The following is a 22,476-nucleotide window of genomic DNA, read 5'->3' on the forward strand; positions in this document are numbered from 1 at the left end:
TGAGGCTCAGCGTCTCGCTGAGTAGACCGCCCGGAGGGCAGCCAACATGATCAAGACATTGACCTTTGCCAGCATGCACTTCTCCATCGCCTTCGGTGTCACCTACCTGCTGACCGGCGATATCGTGGTCGGCGGCCTGGTCGCCATCGTCGAGCCGGCGGTCAACACCGTCGCCTTCTTCTTCCACGAGAAGGTCTGGAATCGCGTCACCGCGCGCCGCCAGCAGGCAGCTGAGCGCGAGGCAGACTCGCGAAATCCCATGAGCGGGGCGGCGCTAGCGGGCTGAAGCCGCTTGCGCGTAGCGAGGATGCGCCGCAGAATCGAGCGACCTTTTTCCCGGAGCTCCCCATGCTGAAGCTTGCCCCTCGCACCGCCCGTTCCTCTCTTCCTGCCAGGGCCTCTTGTCCTGCCCGCGCCCGCCAGCGTCCTCTCGTCCAAGGGGCTTTGGCGTTGCTGCTGGGGCTTGCCGGCAGCCTGACTGCTCTCGAATCCGTGTCAGCCGACGAGACGCGCGATTATCACTACAGTGACGCCCATCTGCACTTCGTGGACTTCTTCCAGCAGGGTGAGGGGCTGGGGGCCTTGCTGGATGCCATGGACGAGGCGCAGGTCGATCACGCCCTGGTCACGGGCATTGGCGTTGCCAAGAAATGGCAGCAGGACGCACCCAAGAAACCACGTTACTACATGGGCGATGATGCGCCGGTCTACTGGTATTCCGGTACCGATTACATCCTGGCCGAGGCGCTGACTCGCGCGCCCGAGTCGGTACAGGCGCGTTTCTCGCCATTCATCACCGGCTTCAACCCCACCGATTTGAACGCCGCCGACGAGATCCGCCAGTTGATGGCGATCTATCCCGGCTTCTGGAGGGGCATCGGGGAGGTCTTCACGCGCCATGATGATCTGACGCGTCTGACCGAAGGCGAGACGCCGCGCGCCAATCATCCTGCCTTGATGAAGGTCTATGCGCTGGCGGCAGAGAAAGGCCTGCCGGTGATGATCCATTCCAATATCACCAGCAAACGGGAAGGGCATGAGGGCCTGTACCTCGAGGAATTCGAGAGTGCGGTGCGCGACAATCCGAACACGACCTTCATCTGGGCGCACGCCGGGACCAGTGCCGAGCTCAATCGCCGTCTGGGGCGCATGACCTGGCTACACGGCGAGATTGAGCGCATGCTGGAAACCTATCCCAACCTGAATATCGACCTGTCCTGGTCAGTGCTGGAACCCTATCTGCTGGACGATGAAGGGCAGCCGCGCGCGCGCTGGGTCAAGCTGGTCGAGCGCTTCCCACAGCGCTTCGTGCTCGGCAGTGACGTGGTCGGGCGCTTCGGCTCGGTGGGCGATATCCTCGCCAGCTATACGCCCTTCCTCGATGCGCTGTCGCCACAGGCGGCGCGCAATGTTGCGCGCGACAACTTCCTGCGCTGGGTCAATCTGCCGGTCGAATGACCTCGTTCCTTGCCGTCTGCGCATGAAAAAGCCCCCGCCAGCGATTATTCGCTGACGGGGGCTTTTGCGTGAGCGCTAGTCTATACGCTCGTGCAAGTCACCGTGCTCGTGCATGCCACTGAAGTACTGACATCTGATCAGTGACGGAAGTGACGCATGCCGGTGAATACCATGGCGATGCCGGCTTCGTTGGCCGCATCGATGACTTCCTGATCGCGCATGGAGCCACCCGGCTGGATGACGGCAGTGATGCCGGCTGCCGCGGCGGCGTCGATACCGTCGCGGAACGGGAAGAAGGCATCGGAGGCCATCACGGAGCCCGGCACTTCCAGACCTTCATCGGCGGCCTTGATGCCGGCGATCCTGGCGGAGTACACACGGCTCATCTGGCCGGCGCCCACACCGATGGTCTGGCCATCCTTGATGTAGACGATGGCGTTGGACTTGACGAACTTGGCGACTTTCCAGGCGAAGGTCAGGTCGTTGAGTTCCTGCTCGCTCGGCGCACGCTCGGTGACGACCTTTAGCTCATCACGGCCGACCATGCCCTGGTCGCGGTCCTGGACCAGCAGGCCGCCGGTGACACGCTTGAAGTCATGACCGCCGGTACGCTCGGCCGCCCAGGCATCCGCGACGTCGAGCAGGCGCACATTGGCCTTGGTAGCGACGATGGCCGCCGCCTCTTCACTGATGCCCGGGGCGATGATCACCTCGACGAACTGACGCGAGACGATCGCCTGTGCGGTCTCGGCATCCAGCGGCACGTTGAAGGCGATGATGCCACCGAAGGCGCTGGTCGGGTCGGTTTGATAGGCACGCTCGTAGGCGGCCAGGGCAGACTCGCCGATGGCGACGCCACACGGGTTGGCGTGCTTGACGATGACACAGGCGGTCTCGTCGAAGGCCTTGACGCACTCGAAGGCGGCATCGGTGTCGGCGACGTTGTTGTAGGACAACGCCTTGCCCTGCACCTGCACGGCCGTGGCGACGCTGGCCTCGGTGGCACCGTCCTCGACGTAGAAGGCCGCATTCTGGTGCGGGTTCTCGCCGTAACGCATGTCCTGCTTCTTGCTCAGACTGACGTTGTACTGACGCGGCAGGCCTTCGCTGCCGCCTTCGACGCGCTGGCCCAGCCAGTTGGCGATGGCGCCATCGTAGGCCGCGGTGTGCTCGAAGGCGGCCACGGCGAGGTCGAAGCGCGCGCCATCGCTGACGGCGTTGTCATTGGCATCCATCTCGGCGATCACGCGGTCATAATCCGAGGCGTTGACGACAATGGTGGTGTGGGCGTGGTTCTTGGCGCAGGAGCGCACCATGGTCGGGCCGCCGATATCGATGTTCTCGATGGCATCTTCCAGCGAGCAATCCGGGTTGGCCACGGTAGCGGCGAACGGGTACAGATTGACGATGACCATGTCGATGGGGTCGATGCCGTGCTCGGCCATCACCGCATCATCCTGGCCGCGACGACCGAGGATGCCGCCGTGGATCTTCGGGTGCAGGGTCTTGACCCGGCCATCCATCATTTCCGGGAAACCGGTGTGCTCGGACACTTCCGTCACGGCAAGGCCGTTGTCCTTGAGCAGGCGGAAGGTACCGCCAGTGGACAGCAGGGCGACGCCGCGGGCGTCCAGGGCACGAGCGAATTCGACGATTCCGGTCTTGTCGGAAACACTCAGGAGGGCGCGACGGATGGCTTGGGGCTTGGCTTGCATGATGCTCCACTCGTGGATCAACAAAAAGACGCCGGGGCACCTGTAAAGGTGCCCCGGCGGGGTCAGATCAGATCAAACTGCTTGAGCTTCTTGCGCAACGTGCCTCGGTTGAGGCCCAGCATGTCGGCGGCGCGGGTCTGGTTGCCCTGTGCGTGGGCCATCACCGCCTCCAGCAGCGGCGCCTCGACCTCGGCCATCACCATGGCATGCAGGTCGGTGACCTGCTCACCATCCAGGTGGGCGAAGTAGCGCGCCATGGAGTGCTCGACCGCCTCGCGCAGGGTCTGATGGTGCCGCACGGGCGTCATCAGGGTGGCCTGACTTGCGTCGTCGGGTGAAAGAGGGTGCCTGCTGGTCATGCTGCGTGACTTCCTTGCGTCTCTGTGCGGGCGATGCCTTCCGGCTCGCCGAACAGGCGGGTCAGGAACTGGCGCTGTTCTTCCGGCTCCTCGAGGGGATTGAAGTGGCGCTTGAGCTCACTGCCATCCTCGCGCGTCGCTAGATACCAGCCCACATGCTTGCGCGCGATGCGCACGCCCATGTAGTCACCGTAGAATTCGTACAGGGCCTCGAGGTGGGTGCGCATCACTAGGGCGCGTTCCGCATCGCTCGGGCCACAGGCTACCTGGCCGGTGGCCAGATAGTGATTGATCTCGCGGAAGATCCAGGGGTTGCCCTGGGCCGCACGGCCGACCATCACGGCGTCGGCGCCCGTATAGTCAAGCACATGTCGCGCCTTCTCGCCGCTGTCGATATCGCCATTGGCGAAGACCGGAATCGACACTGTGGCCTTCACGGCGGCGATGGTGTCGTATTCGGCTTCACCGGTATATTTCTGCTGGCGAGTGCGACCATGCACGGACAACGCCTGGATGCCGGCGTTTTCGGCCATGCGCGCGATAGTGATGGCGTTGCGTGTCTCTTCGCACCAGCCGGTGCGCATCTTGAGCGTGACTGGCACGTCCACGGCGCGCACCACGGCATCGAGAATCTCGCCGACGAGCTTCTCGTCGCGCATCAGGGCAGAGCCGGCGGCCTTGTTACAGACCTTCTTGGCTGGGCAGCCCATGTTGATGTCGATGATCTCGGCACCCATCTCGGCGTTGAGCGCCGCGGCCTCGGCCAGCATGGCGGCGTCACCGCCGGCGATCTGCACGGCACGCGGGCCGGGTTCACCGGCATGGTTCATGCGCGTGCGGGACTTGACGGTATTCCACAGCCGCTTGTCACTGGTCACCATCTCCGATACCACCAGCCCGGCGCCCAGCTCACGACATTGCTGTCGAAACGGGCGATCGGTGACACCGGCCATCGGGGCCAGAATCACGCGATTGGGAAGCTGGTGTACGCCGATGCGGGGCAGGTCGGCGGGAAGCGGGGTATCGGTCATGGGGCTCGTGTCATGCGTGTGGTGTCAGGCGAGCGATTCGCCGTGGTGCCAACGGATTCGCGGGGGCGTCATGATACCTAGAGCGCCGCAGGGTTTGAAGGGCTATTTCATCCACAATGCATCGCGGATGCGTTCTCCCTGTGCGGCTGCGGCGCTCACGGCGTGGCTCATACGTGTCTTATGGCGTGTCTTATAGCGAGCTTCAGCCCATCAGCGGACGCTGACCATTGAGGCGTACCCAGCCATCGCGCTCGGTGGGCTCTTCCATGATCAGGCCAGCCTCACGATAGGCGTCGAGCACCTCCCCCGCCTGGGGCGCGAGAATGCCGGAGAGCGCCAGCCGGCCGCCCGGGGCGACACTGGCAGCAATCTGCGGAGCCAGTTCGACCAGCGGGCCGGCCAGGATGTTGGCGACCACGATCTGATAGCCCGCGTCCGGCAGGCGGTCCGGGTAGCACAGGGTCAGCTGGTCGCTGACGTCATTGCGCTGGGCGTTCTCACGCGAGGCCTGCAGGGCCTGCGGGTCGATGTCGGTGCCCAACGCATCCACCGCGCCGAGCTTCAGTGCGGCGATGGCGAGAATGCCGGAGCCACAGCCGAAGTCGAGCACGCTGTGCTGGGCGAGCTTGCCATCGACGGCCAGACCATCGAGCCATTCCAGGCACAGGGCGGTGGTCGGATGGGTGCCGGTACCGAAGGCCAGGCCGGGGTCGAGCATCAGATTGACGGCGTCCTGCTCCGGGGCATCGTGCCAGCTGGGTACGATCCACAGACGCTGGCCCATCTTGAGCGGCTCGAAGCCGTCCATCCATTCGCGGCTCCAGTCACGGTCCTCGAGGATCTCGACCTCGATCTCCGGGCAGGGCTCGTCGGGAATCAGCGCCGCCCAGCCGGCCTTGACCCGCTCGCGCATGGCCTCGATGCCTTCGGTGCCATCCCACAGGCCGGTGAGGACAGTCTCGCTCCACAGCGGTGTGCTGCCGAGGTCCGGCTCGAACAGCGGTTGGTCTTCAGCATCCTGCAGCGTGATGGCGCAGGCGCCTTCTTCCATCAGCAGATGCTCGAGAATCTCGGCGTGGTCGGGGGCGATGCGCGCCTTGAGTTGCAGCCAGGACATGGTGACTCCTGTCGATGGGCGATAAGAAAGGGGAGGAGGGCACAGACGACAGAAGGGCAGCCGAGGCCACCCTTCTGTCGTGCGTCCATCGGCAACCAGGTCACCGATCTCAAGCGGGGCGTCTTACAGGCCCAGCTTCTTCTCCAGATAATGGATGTTGACGCCACCTTCCTGGAAGCCGGCATCACGCACCAGATCCTTCTGCAGGTCAGTGTTGGTCTTGATACCTTCCACCAGCAGCTCGTCGAGGGCATTGCGCATGCGCGTCAGTGCGATCTCGCGGCTTTCGCCCCAGGTGATCAGCTTGCCGATCAGGGAGTCGTAGTGCGGCGGAACGGTGTAGCCGGAGTACAGGTGCGAGTCCATGCGCACGCCCAGACCGCCCGGCGCATGATAGAGCTCTACCTTGCCCGGAGACGGCATGAAGGTGCGCGAATCCTCGGCATTGATGCGGCACTCGAAGGCGTGACCGCGCAGCTCGATATCTTCCTGCTTCACGGACAGCGGCAGGCCGGAGGCGATGCGCAGCTGTTCCTTGACGATATCGATGCCAGTGACCATCTCGGTCACCGGGTGCTCTACCTGAACACGAGTGTTCATCTCGATGAAGTAGAAGCCGCCGTTCTCGTACAGGAACTCGAAGGTGCCGGCGCCACGGTAGCCGATCTCGATGCAGGCATCGGTGCACGCCTTGAGTACCTTGGCACGCGCTTCTTCGTCCAGCTGCGGCGCCGGTGCTTCTTCCAGCACCTTCTGGTGACGACGCTGCAGGGAACAGTCGCGGTCATACAGATGGATGGCGTTGCCCTGGCCATCGGCCAGTACCTGGACTTCGACGTGGCGCGGGTTCTGGAGGAATTTCTCCATGTACACCGTGCCGTCGCCGAAGGCCGCGGCCGCTTCACCTTGAGTGATGCTCACCGAGGACAGCAGGCTGGCCTTGGAGTGCACCACGCGCATGCCGCGACCACCGCCGCCAGCGGCAGCCTTGATGATCACCGGATAGCCGATGCGCTCGGCGATGGCGTGCATCTCGTCTTCGTCTTCCGGCACCGGGCCGTCGGAACCCGGCACGGTCGGAACGCCGGCCAGCTTCATCGCCTCGATGGCCGCGACCTTGTCACCCATCATGCGGATGGTGTCAGCGCGCGGGCCGATGAAGGCGAAGCCTGAACGTTCGACCTGTTCGGCGAAGTTGGCATTTTCCGACAGGAAGCCGTAGCCCGGGTGGATGGCGTCGGCGTCCGTCACTTCGGCGGCTGCGATCAGCGCCGGGATGTGGAGATAGGATTTGGTAGAGGAGGCCGGGCCGATGCACACAGCTTCATCCGCCAGGCGGACGTGCATCAGGTCGCGGTCGGCCTTGGAGTGCACCGCTACCGTCTTGATGCCCAGTTCCTTGCAGGCGCGAAGGATGCGAAGGGCGATCTCGCCGCGGTTGGCAATCAGTACCTTGTCGAGCATGGTGACGTGTCCGTTGGGATCAGGAAATGACGATCATGGGCTGGTCGAATTCAACCGGCTCGCCGTCTTCGATCAGAATGGCTTCGACGACGCCGTCCTTGTCGGCTTCGATCTGGTTCATCATCTTCATGGCCTCGACGATGCAGACGGTATCACCTTTCTTGACGCTCTGGCCGACTTCGATGAAGGCCTTGGAGCCGGGTGCCGGAGACCGGTAGAAGGAGCCGACCATCGGGGAGTTGATGGTGTGACCCTGCGGTGCAGCCGGTGCAGCCGGTGCAGCCGGAGCGGCAGGTGCTTCAGCGGCGCCAGCGGCTGCCGGAGCGGCCTGCTGCATCGGCTGCTGCTGCATCATCGGGGCCTGCATCATCGGCTGCTGGGCGAAGCCCTGCGGATGGCGGCTGATGCGAACGGACTCTTCGCCTTCCTGGATCTCGATTTCGCTGATGTTGGACTCTTCGAGCAGCTCGATCAGCTTCTTGACCTTGCGGATATCCATGAAATTAATCCCGATGTGAATGTGGCTGGAAATGGGGTGTGCAGCCGTGATGGCGGCGGCTACGGGCGACAGCCCCGACGGCTGTCCCGACCATGGCGATGGCCGGTGAATCCTGGTGTCAGGCGGTGATGATGCCTGATGGTGGTGCGTGAACACCTCTCTGGACGTGCCCTTACTGCGCGAGATCGTCCAGGGCGGCGTCAAGGGCCATGTCATAGCTTAGAGCGCCAAAGCCCATGATCACGCCGCGTGCCACATCGGAAAGATACGAATGGTGGCGGAACGGCTCGCGGGCATGGGTGTTGGAAAGGTGCAGCTCGATGAACGGGAGTGCGATGCCGAGTAGCGCATCGCGCAGCGCAACGCTGGTATGGGTAAAGGCCGCCGGATTGATCAGGATGATGGCGGTGCCATCTTCACGGGCAAGGTGGATTCGCTCGATCAGTACATGCTCGGCATTGGACTGCAGCCAGTCCAGCTGATGGCCGGCCGCGCTGGCGCGCTGGACCAGACGCTGGTGGATATCCTCCAGCGTGGTGGTGCCATACACCTCGGGTTCACGGGTCCCCAGCAGATTGAGATTGGGGCCGTTGAGTACCAGGATGCGCGCCATGAAAGTCCCTTGTGTCAGCCGTGCTCGAGCACCAGGCTCATTGAGCTGTTAACCCATGAAGAAAATGCAAAGATACCGTCACTATCCACGACGTTTACCTATTGAGCGTAGGCTGTTGCCGTAGTGACGCGGATTTTGCCGAAATTCTCGAACGCTGTCCAGTTTGGCACTGAACCGAAGATTTTGCCGCATTCTTCGTCCTCGCGTGCGTCTCGGCAGCAACTGCCCCGCGCCGGGCGTGTGGCAGACACGCCGCTCAGTTCGCGCGCTGTGACGTGCCGCGCTGCTGATCCAGCACCGCTGTCAGGTGCTGGCCGAGCTGGCTGGCGTTGACCTCCCCCTGAATGCGCGCCTCCTTGAGCTCGCGCTCATCGTCGAAGAACAGCAGGCTAGGAGGGCCGAACAGACCGTATTGCTTGAGCAGCGCCTGGGTCGCGGCCGCAGTACTGGTGACGTCGGCGCGAATCAGGTGGAACTGGCGCAACTGGCTGGCGACTTTGGGGAAGACCTCGCGCTCCATCACCTTGCACGAGATGCACCAGTCAGCGTAGTAGTCGACGAAGACCGGCTGGCCGCGGCTGGCGGCCAGTGCCAGTTCTCGCTCGAGCTCGCTCATGTTGCTGACGGTGGTGAAATCCAGTGACGTCTCGGTGGCCTGTCCGGGTGATGTGCCGCCAGTGAAGGGGGCCAGCGGGCGCAGCGGGTCACCTGCGCCGCCTGCCACGCCCAGCAGGCTGATCATGCCCCAACCCAGCGCGACCAGTCCCAGTGCCTGACGGGCACGCGCCCAGCCTCGGGTCTGTGCGCTGAGCGCCCCCAGCGCCACGCCGGTGCCGATGGCCAGAATGGCCCAACCCAGCACCGCCAGAGAGGCCGGCAGCAAGCGCTCGATCAACCACAGTGCCACCCCCAGCAGCAGGATACCGAAGGCCTGCTTGATGCCCTCCATCCAGGCGCCCGCGCGCGGCAGCAGGCTGGCACCGAAGGTGCCGACCAGAATCAACGGCACGCCCATGCCCAGCCCCAAAGCGAAGAGTGCCAGCCCGCCGGTCATGGCATCGCCACTGGCGGAAAGATAGACCAGTGCACCGGCCAGAGGTGCCGAGACGCAGGGCGATACCACGAGTACCGATAACGCGCCCGCCAGTGCCAGCCCGCCGGGGCCGGCGTTCATCAGGCGGCCTTGCAGCGTGTCGAGGCGTGAGTGCATGCCGCTGGGCAGGCGTAGAGTGAAGGCGCCGAACATGGCCAGCGCGAACAGAACGAACAAGGCAGCGAAGGGGATCAACACGGCAGGCGCCTGTAGATGCGCCTGCAGGTTGAGCCCCGCGCCGAACAGGCCCATCAAGGTGCCGGCCGCGGCGTAGGTCAGGGCCATGCCCAGGGCGTAGCTCGTCGACAGCAGCAAGGCGCGCGGGCGGCTGGGGCGCTGACCGACGATGATCGAGCTCAGGATCGGAATCATCGGCAGCACGCAGGGCGTGAAGGTCAGCCCGAGACCGGCGAGGAAGAACAGCCCCAGAGCCGTCAGCAGGCTGGCATCCGCGAACAATGCGCTGAAGCCGGCATCGGTGCCGCTGATCGGGGCTGTTGTGGTGCGACTGTCCGTCGACGCCGTCGTATCGCTCGACTGGCTGGCGGTTGGCATCAGCTGCGTGAAGGGGGCAGGGGCACTCTGCTCGCCGGCCTGCAGAGTGACGGTCTCCGGCGGATAGCAGAGCCCGGCATCGGCGCAGCCCTGGAAAGTGATGGAGAGCGGGATCGGGCCGCTGGCTGGTGTGTCATCACGCACTGCCTTGCCAGCGGAGGCGCTCATGAGCGGGATACGAATGACCAGCGCATCGTGGAAGACATGCACCTCGCCCATGTAGGGATCGTTCTTCAGCTCTCCCGGCGGAAGGTCGGCGTCGCCCAGAGCGACCTGGTCGCTGGTGGTCGCGAAGCTGAACTGATGCCGGTAGAGGTAATAGCCTTCGGCACTGGTGAAGCCGACATACAGGGTGTCGCCCTCGCGCCAGCTACGCGGCTTGAAGGCTTCATTGACCGGCAGGAAATCTCCCTGATTGCCGCTGCCGAACAGGCTGGACGCCGCACTGCTGGAGCCGCTGCCGGCGTTTGAACTTGAGCCTGAACTGAACAGACCGGCATTGGCGGGCAGCGCCGTCATTGCCTGCGCGATCACCAGAGCGATTGCCAGCAGGGTTGCCAGCAATGCAGGGCCCAGCAGGCGTGAGAACGCGGAGGGGCGTGCGCGGCCCGTTGGCAGCGCCATGCTGACTTTCAAGAACGAACGAAGCACGGAAGCATCCTTATACAGTGCCGAAAGAACATCCTGCAGGCCTCAAGGCACCGCAGTCTCGCGCCGCCATCATCCTGCTCTGGGGTGAGCGCTGGATCGAGAGCAGGCCCATCATCGCCGCGCACGACTTGCACGCGGATGAATGTGCCACCATGTAGCAGACATCTCGCTCATGTGAGGGCGTGTGAGGACGTATCGGGGTCGAGTGGTGAAGCCGCCTGCGCGGGTGGCAGTCTGGCCCTCGGCTCTTACCGCGGCTCGGTCCACGACCAGGCCCGTGACCCAGCCCGCAGTCCGGAGCGCATCGCACCTTGCTACAGAACCGGCACTTCACCGAGTGCGGCTGGCACGTGCAGGGGCGCATGATAGGATAGGACGTACGTCATGAGTACCGGCGCTGGATGCATCGGCGCGGCTCATATCCGTTCAGGCAGGTCTGACTCGTCTCTCACACGGCTTTTTCTACAAGGCTTCATACAAGGAAGAACGCATGGCCCTATTCGGTAAAGGCAGCAAGCGCGGCGCCAATCGCGATGTGCTGGAAACGCCTCAGTATGGCTGGATCTGGAAACCACTGATCGGGCTGTTCGTCATTTACCTGCTGGTCTGTGTTGGCCTTGGTATCTACTGGAGCAGTGAACCGGACGAGTTCAACATCGATCAGGCCACGCGCACCGAACTGGCTCGCGTGCATGGTCTGGCCGCGCCGGTGGCCAAGGTCGAGGGTGAAGAGCCGGCACCGGCTTTCGAGACCCTGCCGACAGGCACCGCGACCGTCGCCACCCTGATGACACTCAACGATACTCTGCTGCACAAGCCGGGTGGTTATCTCAAGAATGATGTGGCGCCGCCGGGGCTGATGCTCGACAACATGCCCAACTGGGAATATGGCGTGCTGGTGCAGGTACGTGACATGACGCGTGAGCTGCGCAAGGAATTCAGCCGCTCGCAGTCCCAGTCCAGCGATGACAAGGCACTGGGCAAGGCCGAATCCCTGCTGTTCATCGATGCCAATGCCTGGATGCTGCCGGAAGCCGAGCACGAATATGCCGACGCCAACCGTGAGCTGGGCGACTACCTGAAGCGTCTGAGCGATGACACCCAGAACAACGGCCAGTTCTACGCGCGTGCGGACAACCTGGTGGCCTGGCTGTCCGATGTCGAGAATCGCCTCGGTTCCCTGTCCCAGCGCCTGTCGGCCAGTGTCGGCAAGTCGCAGCTCAACCTGAGCCTGGCCGGCGACAAGAGCGCCACCTCGGCCAAGAGCATCCAGACGGAAGAAGAGATCAAGACGCCGTGGCTCGAGATCGACGACGTCTTCTATCAGGCACGCGGCACCTCCTGGGCGCTGATCCATCTGCTCAAGGCGGTGCGTCACGACTTCCAGGGCGTGCTGGAAGACAAGAACGCGCTGACCTCCATCGATCAGATCATCCGTGAGCTGGAAGCGACCCAGACCGACATCGGCAGCCCGGTCATCCTCAATGGCTCCGGCTTCGGCTTCTTCGCCAACCATTCGCTGGTGATGGCCAACTACGTCGCGCGTGCCAACTCCGCGATCAGTGACCTGCGCAGCCTGCTCGAGAAGGGCTGATCCCGTGACGTTCGATGCCGGCTGACGGTTCTCCTCACCGGTGTCGGGCGTGAGCTGGAAACGAAAAAGCCCCCGTCAATGACGGGGGCTTTTTGCATCGTGATGCCTGAATCGCGCATCACTTCGAAAGGACTCAGTCCTTCTGGTAGGCAGCGGCTGCCTTCTCGATCGCGGCACGGGCTGCATCAGCACCGTCCCAGGAATCGATCTTGACCCACTTGCCTTTCTCGAGATCCTTGTAGTTCTCGAAGAAGTGCGCGATCTGCTGACGCAGCAGTTCCGGCAGATCAGTTACTTCCTGGACGTCGTCGTACAGGGAGGTCAGCTTCTGGTGCGGGACGCAGACCAGCTTGGCGTCTTCACCGGCTTCGTCGCTCATGTTGAGCACGCCGACCGGACGCGCACGGATGACGCTGCCCGGTGCGACCGGATACGGAGTCACGACCAGCGCGTCGAGGGCATCGCCATCGTCGGCCAGGGTGTTCGGGATGTAGCCGTAGTTGGCCGGGTAGAACATCGGGGTGGCCATGAAACGATCCACCATGAGCGCATCGATGTCCTTGTCGATCTCGTACTTGATCGGCGCGTGATTGGCCGGAATCTCGATCGCTACGTAGACGTCGTTCGGCAATTCCTTGCCAGCGGGGATCTTGTCGAAACTCATTGTCGAGTCCTTGGGTTTGCGGGTTGAAGGCCTGCGGGTCAAAATTCCGCTGAATTATACGAACTGGCAGACCGTTTTGCCATCATGCCACGCTCGATCGCCTTGCGTTGCACCAACGAGTGGTGGCACTGCAGGCTGACTCGGGTAACACTTGGGGCCGTCCAGCGCGGCGCAACGGCGATTGTGCCTTTTAGCGTCGGGCTGACGCTGCGTCACCACCGCATGCATGAAACGTAACGGCAGGATCGAGACGCAAGGAGACCGCCTTGGCGGATGCAGAGCTTTCACTCAGTTACGGTCAGGCCTTCGTGGCTCCCGACCGCAAGCGTCATCGCAGCTCGATGTCGCTGGAGATACCGCTGGAGCGCGGCCCGCTGGCGGCCAAGGGTGGCTGCGCGCTGATCGCCGACACCACCAGCAAGAATGCGATTGCCAAGCAGGCCGGCGACCTTGCCGTGCGTGGCTTTCTGGCCGACTACTTCGCCACGCCTGACAACTGGAGCGTCAAGTATTCCGCGACCCGCGTGCTGCGGGCATTGAACAGCTGGTGTTACAGCCAGAGTCGCTTCGTGCGGGGCGGCAGTTACGTGACCTCGATTTCCGCGGTCGTCTTCCGGGGCCAGTCGGCGCATCTGTTCCATGCCGGTGACACGGTGGTCTTCCGGCTGCGTGGCGGCGAATTCGAGCAGATCTCGCGTGATCATGTCACCGATCTCGGCGGCTATCGTTATCCGTCGCGGGCGCTGGGCATGGATGTCAGCCTCGACATCGACTACATCGAGCTGCCGCTCAAGCAGGGCGATATCTTCCTGTTCACCACCCAGGCGGTTCGCGGCACTCTGCTGCCTTCCGATTTCGTGTCACTGATCCGTGATGACGTCTCGGATCTCGACGCCGCCAGTGAGCGCCTGGCCCATGCCGCGGCGGACCGCGCCGATGAGCGCGGCTACACGGCCGATCAGTTCTGCTTCCAGCTGGTGCGCATTGACCGCCTGGCGACTGCCTCTGACGATACGCCGGGGCGCGTCTATGGCGACCTTCCGGTACCGCGTGAGCTGGAGCCGGGCGACCGCATCGATGGTCTGGAAGTGCTGGAAGTCATGTCACGCAGCGCGCGGGTACGCGTCTACAAGGTGCGTGACCTCAAGAGCCGACGCGTGATGGTGATGAAGGCGCCCAGCCCGGAGTTGTCGCTCAAGAACGCCTATCTGGAGCACTTCCTGCTCCAGCAGTGGGTGGTGGACCGTGTCAGCTCGCCCTTCGTGGTCAAGGTGGTGGAGCCGTCACGTCCGCGTGATCACCTCTACTACCTGCTCGAGCACCTTGAGGCGCAGACATTGACCGAATGGGCGCGCATGCACCCGCAGGCCAATCTCGAGCAGCGCCTCGACATCGCGCGCCAGCTCGGCAAGGCCGTGCATGCTCTCAATCGTCGTGAGGTGCTGCACCAGCTGATTCACCCCGACAACGTGATGATCGACCGGCATGGCAAGGTGGTGCTGGTCGATTTCGGCGCCTGCCATCTGCGTGAGGGGGATGGCCATGAGAGCGCCGGTCCGCTGGCGCGTCAGGTCGGCCTGACCGAGCACAGCGCGCCGGAATATGCCCTTGGCGCCGATGTCAGTCGGCGCAGCGATCAATACGGCCTGGCTTCGGTGATCTACTGGTTGCTGACCGGCATGCAGCCCTACGCCCAGTCGATGGAACAGCTGCGCACCCATACCGACCTCGAACTGCTGGAATATCAGCCAGCCCGCATGCGCAATCCCCAGGTGCCACAGATACTGGACGATGCCCTCAGGCGCGCCCTGGACCCGCAACGTACCCTGCGCTATCGCCGCCTGTCTGAACTGCTCTACGCGCTGCGGCTGCCGCAGCAGGACCCCGGCAAGGCGCTGACGCCCTCGGAGGCGATACGTGAACCGGCCAATTTCTGGCAGGGCGTCGCCGGCATCCTGCTGTTGCTGCTGGTGCTGTCCTGGCTGCTCAAATGAGCGCGGAGACTGATGGGGGGCAAGGCCATGGTAGGAGGAATAGGTGCATGGGCCAGACCGCGATCGTGATCGGGGCGACCGGCGTGGTCGGGCGCGAGGTGGTGACTGAACTCATCGCGTGCGAGGCCGTCGCCCGAGTCGTCACGCTGACGCGCCGGGCGGCGCCTTGCGACTCTGACAAGGTCGAGAACCATGTGGTCGACTTCGCGCGACTGGAAGACTGGGCCGATTGCTTCCAGGCTGACCTGCTGTTCTCGTGCCTGGGCACCACGCTCAAGCAGGCGGGGTCGCTCGAGGCGCAGCGGCGTGTCGACATCGATCATCAACTGAGTGCCGCCCGGCTGGCGGCCGCCCGGGGAGTGGCGCACTACCTGCTGGTCTCCTCCAGCGGCGCCAATCACGCGAGCCGCAATGACTATCTCAGGATGAAGGGCGAGCTGGAAGTGGCCATCAAGGCGCTGCCCTTTGCGCGTATCAGTGTCTTCCAGCCGTCATTGCTGGTGGGGGAGCGCAGCGAGTTCCGTCTGGGCGAGACGCTGGCACGCCATCTGTTGCCGGTGCTAACTCGCTTGCCGGGTCTGCAGCGCTATCGGCCGATCCGTGGCGCTCAGGTAGCGGCGCGTATGGTCGAGGTCAGCCAGCGTCAGCAGCAGGCGCATGCGGTGTACCGGCTGGAGGAGGTGTTCCCCCGACCCCCGCATGACAACTGACAGTCATCAAAAAGCCCCGCACAGTCGCCTGTGCGGGGCTTTTTTACACTCGCTTCACTGTCAGCGACGGATCGCTCAGACGCGTCAACGCCAGGCGATCAGACCGTGAACGGTGTCAGCTTCTTCTCGACCTTGGCCAGCGTGAGCCTGGCGACCGCCGGCAGGCCATTGACGAACGGCGGGAAGTCCTCGCCCTGGATCAGCGGCGACAGATATTCGCGGCAGGCGTCGGTGATGTAGAAGCCATCTTCGCTGATGAACTCCAGCGGCATGAACTTCTCATGGTTGGCGATCTTCTCCAGCGGCGCCTCGATGATATCCCAGGCGTAGTCAGCGCCATCACCGAGGCGACGGATCGCCGGCATCACGGCGTTCTTGCCGGCCAGGGCCATCTCGACGGCGGCACGACCCGTGGCGTAGGCCTGCTCGACGTCGGTCTTCGAGGCGATGTGACGCGCTGCGCGCTGCAGGTAATCGGCCACCGCCCAGTGGTACTTGTAGCCCAGGTCCTGCTTGACCATGCCGGCCAGTGTCGGCGCGACGCCGCCCAGCTGACGGTGGCCGAAGGCGTCGGTGTTGCCGGCATCGGCCAGGAAGGTGCCATCTTCGTAACGCGCACCTTCGGAGACCACCACCACGCAGTAGCCGTGTTCCTTGACGCAGGCATCGACGCGCGCCATGAATTCCTTGCGGTGGAAGGCGACTTCCGGGAAGACGACGATGTGCGGCGGCTGGGTGGCATCTTCACCGGCCAGGGCACCGGCAGCGGCGATCCAGCCGGCGTGACGGCCCATGACTTCCAGAATGAACACCTTGGTGGAGGTGGCGCACATGGAGGCGATGTCGAGGCCGGCCTCGCGGGTGGAGGTGGCGATGTACTTGGCCACGCTGCCGAAGCCCGGCGAGTTGTCGGTGATCGGCAGGTCGTTGTCCACGGTCTTCGGCACGTGGATGGCCTGGATCGGGTAGCCCATGGTCTCGGCCAGCTGGGAGACCTTCAGGCAGGTATCGGCGCTGTCGCCGCCACCGTTGTAGAAGAAGTAACGGATGTCGTGGGCCTTGAACACTTCGATCAGACGCTCGTACTGGGTACGGTGGTCCTCGATGCTCTTGAGCTTGTAGCGGCAGGAGCCGAAGGCACCGCCCGGCGTGTGGCGCAGCGCGGCGATGTTCTCGTCGCTTTCCTGGCTGACGTCGATCAGGTCTTCGGTCAGGGCACCGATGATGCCGTTGTGACCGGCATACAGCTTGCCGATCTGGTCGCCGTTTTCACGAGCGGCTTCAATGACGCCACAGGCACTGGCGTTGATGACGGCGGTAACGCCACCGGACTGGGCGTAGAAGGCATTGTGCTGGGGCATGGGCTTCTCGTCTCTGCTTCCTTGTCATGGTCTTGAACGGGCTGGCGCTTACCCGCCGCATCATATCCGAAAGACATGACCCCTGCACGACGCCCGAATGCCACCGGGGGTGTCGTCCATCCCTGACAGGTCGCGTGCTACTCGCCGCCCGGCGGGCATGCTAGGCTGCTCGGGCTTCCGGATTGGAGAAACAGATGCACCTTCACGTCATCGGTATTTGCGGTACCTTCATGGGCTCTCTGGCGCTTCTGGCGCGCGCGCGCGGTCATCGCGTCACGGGGAGCGATGCCAACGTCTATCCGCCCATGAGCACACAGCTGGCCGAGGCCGGTATCACTTTGATGGAAGGCTATGCGGCCGACAATCTCGTCCCCGCGCCGGATCTTACGGTGGTCGGCAATGCCGTCTCGCGCGGCAACCCCGAAGTCGAGGCGCTGCTCGAGCGTGGGCTGGCCTATACCTCCGGCCCGCAATGGCTGTGTGATGAGGTGCTGACCGGCCGTCCGGTGATCGCCATCGCCGGCACCCACGGCAAGACCACCACCGCGACCATGACCGCCTGGATTCTTGAATGTGCAGGCCTCGCACCGGGCTATCTGATCGGTGGCGTGCCGCCGCAGCTGGGCGATTCCGCGCGTATCGGCGATCCTCAAGCGCCCTTTGTGGTCGAGGCCGATGAATATGACACGGCCTTCTTCGACAAGCGCTCCAAGTTCGTGCATTACCGGCCGCGCATCGCCGTGCTCAACAACCTCGAGTTCGATCACGCCGACATCTTCCCGGATCTCGCCGCCATCGAGCGTCAGTTCCACCACCTGGTACGTACCGTGCCGGCAGGCGGCAAGCTGGTGGTCGCGGCGGACGCCGTCGCCGGTGCCCAGGCACTGGAGCGCGTGCTGGATCAAGGCTGCTGGACGCCGGTGACGCGCTTCGGCGATGAGAGCGGTATCGAGAATGCCGGTGGCGACTGGCGCTATCGTCTGATCAGTGCCGATGGCAGCCACTTCGCGCTGGCGGCGCCGGCCGCCGTGTCCGGCGAGGCGGACCGCTTCGTCGAGTGCCAGTGGGCGATGCGCGGACGCCACAACGTGGCCAATGCCTGTGCCGCGGTGGCCGCTGCCGTCGAGTGCGGCGTGAGTGTCGAGGCGGCGCTGGAGGCGCTCGCACGCTTCGCGCCGCCCAGGCGTCGGCAGGAGCTGCGCGGTGAGGTGGCAGGCGTCAAGGTCATCGATGACTTCGCGCACCACCCGACCGCCATCGCCACCACGCTGGAAGGCCTGGCGCCGGGCGTGGCGGCCGAAGGGCAGGGCGGTCGCCTGTGGGCGGTGATCGAACCGCGCTCCAACACCATGAAGCTCGGCACCATGAAGGCGCGTCTGCCGGCTTCAGTGACCGCGGCCGACCGCGTCAGCTGGTTCGCGGGCCCCAGCCTCGGCTGGTCGTTGGAGGAAACGGTCAGCGAGTGCCGTGCGCTTGGCGTGGAGGCGGAGGTCGAGCAGGACATCGACGCCCTGATCGCGAAGATCGCCAATCAATCTCGCGCCGGCGACTGGGTGGTCGTGATGTCCAATGGCGGCTTCGGCGGTATCCACGAGCGCCTTCTGGCGGCGCTGGCAGCACGTGAAGGTGAAGCATGAAAACGCAAGCGACAGCCCCGGAGGGCGAGTTCAAGTCGGCGGTCACCGTCGCGCTGACCGGGGCCTCCGGCGCCCAGTACGGTCTGCGTCTGATCGAGTGCCTGGTCGCGGCCGGTCATGAAGTGATGGTGATGGTCTCCAAGGCGGCGCACATGGTGATCGCCACCGAGACCGACGAGGAGCTGCCGGCGCGCCCGGCGCGTCTCACCGAGGTGCTCACGCAGCGCTACGCCGCCAGGTCCGGCCAGATTCGCTGCTTCGGGCGCGAGGACTGGATGGCCCCGGTGGCCTCCGGCTCCGGCGCGCCGAGCGCCATGGTGGTGTGCCCGTGTTCCACGGGCTCACTGTCCGCGATCGCGACCGGGGCCAGCAACAACCTGATCGAACGCGCGGCCGACGTGGCCCTCAAGGAACGCCGCACGCTGATTCTGGTGCCGCGCGAGACGCCGTTCTCGGCCATCCATCTCGAACACATGCTGAGTCTGACGCGCATGGGTGCCGTCATCCTGCCCGCCGCGCCCGGCTTCTATCATCGTCCGCAGACCCTCGATGACATGATCGATTTCATCGTCGCGCGCATTCTCAACCAGCTGGGAATCTCGCATGCGCTGATGCCGCGCTGGGGCGAGGGGCATGTCAGCGGCGATTGAGGGGCGCTCGGTCGATCCGCTCAGGGGAGAGTCCGTCGGTGAGAGCTTGTCAGAGGCACCCCTCTGGCACTGCATCAGACTGTGCAAGGAGAGCAGGGAATGCTGAATTGGTCATTGTTGTCGGTGTTCGTGCCGACATTCTTTCTGGTCTCGCTGACGCCGGGCATGTGCATGACGCTGGCGATGACCCTGGGCATGACCCAGGGCGTCAAGCGCACCCTGTGGATGATGGTGGGCGAACTGCTGGGCGTCGGGCTGGTGGCGGTGTCGGCGGTGATCGGCGTCGCGACCATCATGCTGCGCTATCCGATGGTGTTCTCGGCCTTCAAGCTGGCGGGGGGCGCCTACCTGGCCTGGCTGGGGATCCAGATGTGGCGCTCACGTGGTCGCCTGGCCCTGGGGGTAGCAGAGGAGGATGCGGAGGCACCGCGCGCCTCGCGCCGCGCGCTGGCGGCACAGGGCTTCGTTACCGCGATCGCCAACCCCAAGGGATGGGCGTTCTTCATTGCGCTGTTGCCGCCGTTTCTGGATGCCAGCCTGCCGCTGGCGCCGCAGCTGATCGCGCTGGTCGGCATCATCCTGACGCTGGAATTCACCTGCCTGCTGCTCTATGCCGGCGGTGGCAGCAGCCTGGCGCGTTGGCTGGGGCGTGGCTCGCGTGTGCGCCTGATGAACCGCGTGGCGGGCACGCTGATGATCGGCGTGGGAGTCTGGCTCGCAACCGGTTGATGTCGGCATGACCGAGCGAAGAATTGCAGCTTGTAAATGCACCAAGGCCCGCCATTGGCGGGCCTTGGTGTGTTCAGGGGAGGTGTTGATTCAGCAGCCCCACTTCGAGTCAGTTGTGACTTCGGTTCAGCTGCGACGCTGATTCAGCTGCGACGCAGGGTCTCAAGTGCTGCCGCCGCCACGATGAAGCTGCCGCCGACCAGTGTCAGCCAGGTGGGCACTTCACCGAGAATCAACCACGCCAGCAGCACGCCGTAGACGGGTTGCAGGCAGCCGATCATGCCGACGGTCTTGGCCTTGAGGCCACCGAGGGCGAAGGTCATCAGCGCATGCGGCGCAGCCGTGAAGACGATGGCCAGCACCAGCATGGCGATCCCCGTCGAGGGGCTGGCATCCATGATCTCACCGGAGACGAACGGCAGCGTCAGCACCACGACCCCCAGCGCCTGCAGGCTCATCGACAGCACTGGATTGAGATGGCTGAGACGGTAGCGCACCAGTAGATTGCGTGCCGCGAACAACAGGCCCGAGAACACGCCCCATAACACTCCCGCCAGGCTGTCGCCCTGCGCGCTGCTGTCGCCGCCGGGAACGAGCAGCCAGATGCCGATACAGACCAGCCCCGCTGCCGCCAGGTCCTTCGCTTTCAGGCGCGTGCCTTCCACCCAGGGTTCCAGCAGCACGATGAAGACGGGATAGGTGAACAGCGCCAGCATGCCGGTGGCCACGGAAGACACCTGCATCGAGTGAAAGTAGCTCACTCAGTGCGCGGCCATCAGCGCGGCGGCGATGCCCAGCAAGGCCCAGTCGCGCCCACTCAGGCGCAGCGAGACATGCCACTTCAGGCGCGCCAGCCACAGCAGGAACAATCCTGCCAGCAGGCTGCGCCAGGTGGTGATGTCGAGCGCCGAGAGAGGCACGCCTTTCGAGAACAGCGCCGTACCGCCGAGCAGCGCGATGCCGAGATGAATCGACATCAGTGCCTGGGGCTGGTTGGCGGGAGGGGCAGCAGGGCCGGGCATGAGGTTCCTCGTCATCAGGGGGGGAGTGATAAAGCCGCCATCCCAGGCGGCTCATCGGTTTACCGCGTTATCACGGCAACGTTATCGCGACGGCCTGAGCGGCGGCAGTCTGATCGCGACAGCCTAGAGCGGCAGCCAGACGAAGCGTGCCGCCAACAGCAGCAGGCTCGCCATGCTCAACCACAGCAGCGGGGCTGGCGATTCCAGGGGTGCCGAGGGCTGGCGCACGAAGGCGGGATAGCTGATGCGCACCAGCGCACAGACCAGCAGGCCCAGGCAGGCACCGCCCAGCACATCGCTGAGGTAATGGACCCCAAGCGTGATGCGTGACAGGCCGACGAGCGTACAGGCGGCGATGGCTGCCCAGTAGATCCAGCGACGTCGCGAGGAGGGCTGGCGCTCGGCGATGAAGGCGGCGGCCAGCCCGAACACCGCCACGCTGCCGGCGGCATGGGCGCTGGGAAACGACATCGACCCTTCCAGGAAGGCGGGGGTATCCGGACGCGGGCGCTGGATCAGGTGCTTGAGCACGGTATTGGCGCTGGCGATGCCCAGCCAGGCGGCCGTCAGATGCAACCACACCGCGTGGCGACCCTTGAGCAGCAGCCACACCAGCCATGGAGCCACGAGCGCCGCCAGGCCGGTACCATCGGCGAGGCGAGACAGCCCGAGGCTTGCCTCGCGCAGCCAGTCCTGGGGCAACAGTGAGGAGAGGCTAGCGGCCAGCGAGGCGGCCACGCGGTCGATCCACCACGGCTCGGGATGGGCCAGCACCGCCAGACTCATTGCGGGCACGCTGATCACCGCGAAGATCAGCAGTGCCATCGAGGCGAGCGGGAATTCGCCCTCGGGGTCGGGATGGCGCAGCTGCCACCACAGACGCCGCCCGGAGGGGCTGCGACGCATGCGACGCGCCAGCCAATGATAGAGGCGGCCCTCACGGCCCAGCTGGCGGCGCAGGAAGGAGAAGGCGAAGGCACAGGCGATCAGGCCGCTGGCCAGGCCGACCAGCAGACCATCGGCCCCTTCCGGCAGGGTGAACAGTGACTGCCAGGTCTGGCCCAGCAGATAGCCCGGCAGCAGGTAGGCCGGTGCCCAGGCCAGTGCCGAGAGGCCATTGACCAGGAAGAAGCGCGCCGGCGGCATGTCGAGCATGCCGGCGACCAGCGGGATGATCGGGCGCACCGGGCCGACGAAGCGCCCGAAGGCGATCGACCAGCTGCCGTGGCGATGAAAGAACTGCTGACCATGCTCGATCCACTCGGGATGTCGCGAGAAGGGCCAGCGGCCGGGCAGTTGATCGCGATAGCGGATGCCCAGCCAGAAGCTCACGCCATCGCCGATGATGGCGCCCAGCGCACCGACAGCCAGCAATATCGGCAGAGAGAGTTCGAGGTGGCCGGCCAGTGAGGCGCCGGCGGTGAGAATGACCACGCCCGGCACCAGCAGGCCGATGATGGCGAGCGATTCAAGCAGTGAGACCAGGCCGATGACGGCGACAAGGGCTGCCGGGTGATCGCTCAGCGTGGTCATCAGGATATCGATCATCACACTGGGGTT

Annotated in this window: 21 protein-coding genes; 8 read left to right on the forward strand and 13 right to left on the reverse strand. The window is 64.6% G+C overall.

What is annotated here, in order from left to right:
- Window positions 1–46: 46 nt before the first annotated feature.
- Entirely contained in the window at window positions 47–286 is a 240-nt protein-coding gene (locus FLM52_04050; GenBank protein NVN54967.1) for a DUF2061 domain-containing protein, read from the forward strand.
- A 62-nt stretch (window positions 287–348) separates the two neighbouring features.
- Window positions 349–1,458: an amidohydrolase family protein gene (locus FLM52_04055; protein ID NVN54968.1), complete on the forward strand. Its 1,110-nt coding sequence runs from the start codon at window positions 349–351 to the stop codon at window positions 1,456–1,458.
- Between the two features lie 137 nt (window positions 1,459–1,595).
- Here the strand turns inward: FLM52_04055 and purH are convergent, their stop codons facing one another.
- The 8 genes from purH to dsbD all read right to left on the reverse strand — a co-directional run bounded on the left by purH (window position 1,596) and on the right by dsbD (window position 10,423).
- The gene (gene purH / locus FLM52_04060) at window positions 1,596–3,173 is read right to left on the reverse strand and encodes a bifunctional phosphoribosylaminoimidazolecarboxamide formyltransferase/IMP cyclohydrolase (protein NVN54969.1); all 1,578 of its coding nucleotides are present in this window, start codon (window positions 3,171–3,173) and stop codon (window positions 1,596–1,598) included.
- A 62-nt stretch (window positions 3,174–3,235) separates the two neighbouring features.
- A complete protein-coding gene (fis, locus tag FLM52_04065) occupies window positions 3,236–3,532 on the reverse strand; it encodes a DNA-binding transcriptional regulator Fis (GenBank protein NVN54970.1) in 297 nt (98 codons plus the stop codon).
- The gene (dusB, locus tag FLM52_04070; protein ID NVN54971.1) at window positions 3,529–4,563 is read right to left on the reverse strand and encodes a tRNA dihydrouridine synthase DusB; all 1,035 of its coding nucleotides are present in this window, start codon (window positions 4,561–4,563) and stop codon (window positions 3,529–3,531) included. The genes fis and dusB overlap by 4 nt, the downstream gene beginning before the upstream one ends.
- Before the next feature lie 202 nt (window positions 4,564–4,765).
- A complete protein-coding gene (gene prmA / locus FLM52_04075) occupies window positions 4,766–5,680 on the reverse strand; it encodes a 50S ribosomal protein L11 methyltransferase (protein NVN54972.1) in 915 nt (304 codons plus the stop codon).
- A gap of 123 nt (window positions 5,681–5,803) precedes the next feature.
- A complete protein-coding gene (gene accC, locus FLM52_04080; GenBank protein NVN54973.1) occupies window positions 5,804–7,144 on the reverse strand; it encodes an acetyl-CoA carboxylase biotin carboxylase subunit in 1,341 nt (446 codons plus the stop codon).
- A gap of 19 nt (window positions 7,145–7,163) precedes the next feature.
- Window positions 7,164–7,643, reverse strand: a complete 480-nt coding sequence (locus tag FLM52_04085) for an acetyl-CoA carboxylase biotin carboxyl carrier protein (GenBank protein ID NVN54974.1) — start codon at window positions 7,641–7,643, stop codon at window positions 7,164–7,166.
- Window positions 7,644–7,815: 172 nt separating this feature from the next.
- Window positions 7,816–8,256 carry a type II 3-dehydroquinate dehydratase gene (gene aroQ, locus FLM52_04090; protein NVN54975.1) on the reverse strand — a complete coding sequence of 147 codons (441 nt, stop codon included), beginning with the start codon at window positions 8,254–8,256 and terminating at the stop codon, window positions 7,816–7,818.
- Window positions 8,257–8,512: 256 nt separating this feature from the next.
- On the reverse strand, window positions 8,513–10,423 hold the full coding sequence (dsbD, locus tag FLM52_04095; protein NVN54976.1) for a protein-disulfide reductase DsbD: 1,911 nt from the start codon (window positions 10,421–10,423) through the stop codon (window positions 8,513–8,515).
- Window positions 10,424–11,045: 622 nt separating this feature from the next.
- On the opposite strand from dsbD, the gene FLM52_04100 reads away from it, so the two are divergent.
- On the forward strand, window positions 11,046–12,149 hold the full coding sequence (locus FLM52_04100) for a DUF2333 family protein (protein NVN54977.1): 1,104 nt from the start codon (window positions 11,046–11,048) through the stop codon (window positions 12,147–12,149).
- A gap of 133 nt (window positions 12,150–12,282) precedes the next feature.
- Here FLM52_04100 and FLM52_04105 read toward each other — a convergent pair whose 3' ends face one another.
- Window positions 12,283–12,813, reverse strand: a complete 531-nt coding sequence (locus FLM52_04105; protein ID NVN54978.1) for an inorganic diphosphatase — start codon at window positions 12,811–12,813, stop codon at window positions 12,283–12,285.
- Between the two features lie 266 nt (window positions 12,814–13,079).
- Here FLM52_04105 and FLM52_04110 point away from each other — a divergent pair, with 266 nt between their 5' ends.
- Together FLM52_04110 and FLM52_04115 are read left to right on the forward strand one after the other, a co-directional pair.
- A complete protein-coding gene (locus tag FLM52_04110; GenBank protein NVN54979.1) occupies window positions 13,080–14,807 on the forward strand; it encodes a protein kinase in 1,728 nt (575 codons plus the stop codon).
- Window positions 14,808–14,854: 47 nt separating this feature from the next.
- Window positions 14,855–15,517 carry an NAD-dependent epimerase/dehydratase family protein gene (locus FLM52_04115; protein NVN54980.1) on the forward strand — a complete coding sequence of 221 codons (663 nt, stop codon included), beginning with the start codon at window positions 14,855–14,857 and terminating at the stop codon, window positions 15,515–15,517.
- 98 nt (window positions 15,518–15,615) lie between these two features.
- Here FLM52_04115 and FLM52_04120 read toward each other — a convergent pair whose 3' ends face one another.
- On the reverse strand, window positions 15,616–16,878 hold the full coding sequence (locus FLM52_04120) for a 6-phosphofructokinase (protein ID NVN54981.1): 1,263 nt from the start codon (window positions 16,876–16,878) through the stop codon (window positions 15,616–15,618).
- 194 nt (window positions 16,879–17,072) lie between these two features.
- Between FLM52_04120 and mpl the strand changes: the two genes are divergently transcribed.
- The 3 genes from mpl to FLM52_04135 all read left to right on the forward strand — a co-directional run bounded on the left by mpl (window position 17,073) and on the right by FLM52_04135 (window position 19,894).
- Window positions 17,073–18,515: a UDP-N-acetylmuramate:L-alanyl-gamma-D-glutamyl-meso-diaminopimelate ligase gene (gene mpl / locus FLM52_04125; GenBank protein ID NVN54982.1), complete on the forward strand. Its 1,443-nt coding sequence runs from the start codon at window positions 17,073–17,075 to the stop codon at window positions 18,513–18,515.
- A complete protein-coding gene (locus FLM52_04130) occupies window positions 18,512–19,165 on the forward strand; it encodes a UbiX family flavin prenyltransferase (GenBank protein ID NVN54983.1) in 654 nt (217 codons plus the stop codon). The genes mpl and FLM52_04130 overlap by 4 nt, the downstream gene beginning before the upstream one ends.
- Before the next feature lie 99 nt (window positions 19,166–19,264).
- A complete protein-coding gene (locus FLM52_04135) occupies window positions 19,265–19,894 on the forward strand; it encodes a LysE family translocator (protein NVN54984.1) in 630 nt (209 codons plus the stop codon).
- A 143-nt stretch (window positions 19,895–20,037) separates the two neighbouring features.
- Here FLM52_04135 and FLM52_04140 read toward each other — a convergent pair whose 3' ends face one another.
- The 3 genes from FLM52_04140 to FLM52_04150 all read right to left on the reverse strand — a co-directional run bounded on the left by FLM52_04140 (window position 20,038) and on the right by FLM52_04150 (window position 22,464).
- The gene (locus FLM52_04140; GenBank protein ID NVN54985.1) at window positions 20,038–20,637 is read right to left on the reverse strand and encodes a DMT family transporter; all 600 of its coding nucleotides are present in this window, start codon (window positions 20,635–20,637) and stop codon (window positions 20,038–20,040) included.
- Between the two features lie 18 nt (window positions 20,638–20,655).
- Complete coding sequence (locus FLM52_04145) at window positions 20,656–20,916, reverse strand: hypothetical protein (GenBank protein NVN54986.1); 261 nt, start codon at window positions 20,914–20,916, stop codon at window positions 20,656–20,658.
- Window positions 20,917–21,039: 123 nt separating this feature from the next.
- Window positions 21,040–22,464, reverse strand: coding sequence for a phosphatase PAP2 family protein (locus FLM52_04150; protein NVN54987.1), 1,425 nt, complete (start codon window positions 22,462–22,464; stop codon window positions 21,040–21,042).
- Window positions 22,465–22,476 lie beyond the last annotated feature (12 nt).

This window comes from bacterium Scap17 (assembly GCA_013376735.1).
Lineage (GTDB): Bacteria > Pseudomonadota > Gammaproteobacteria > Pseudomonadales > Halomonadaceae > Cobetia.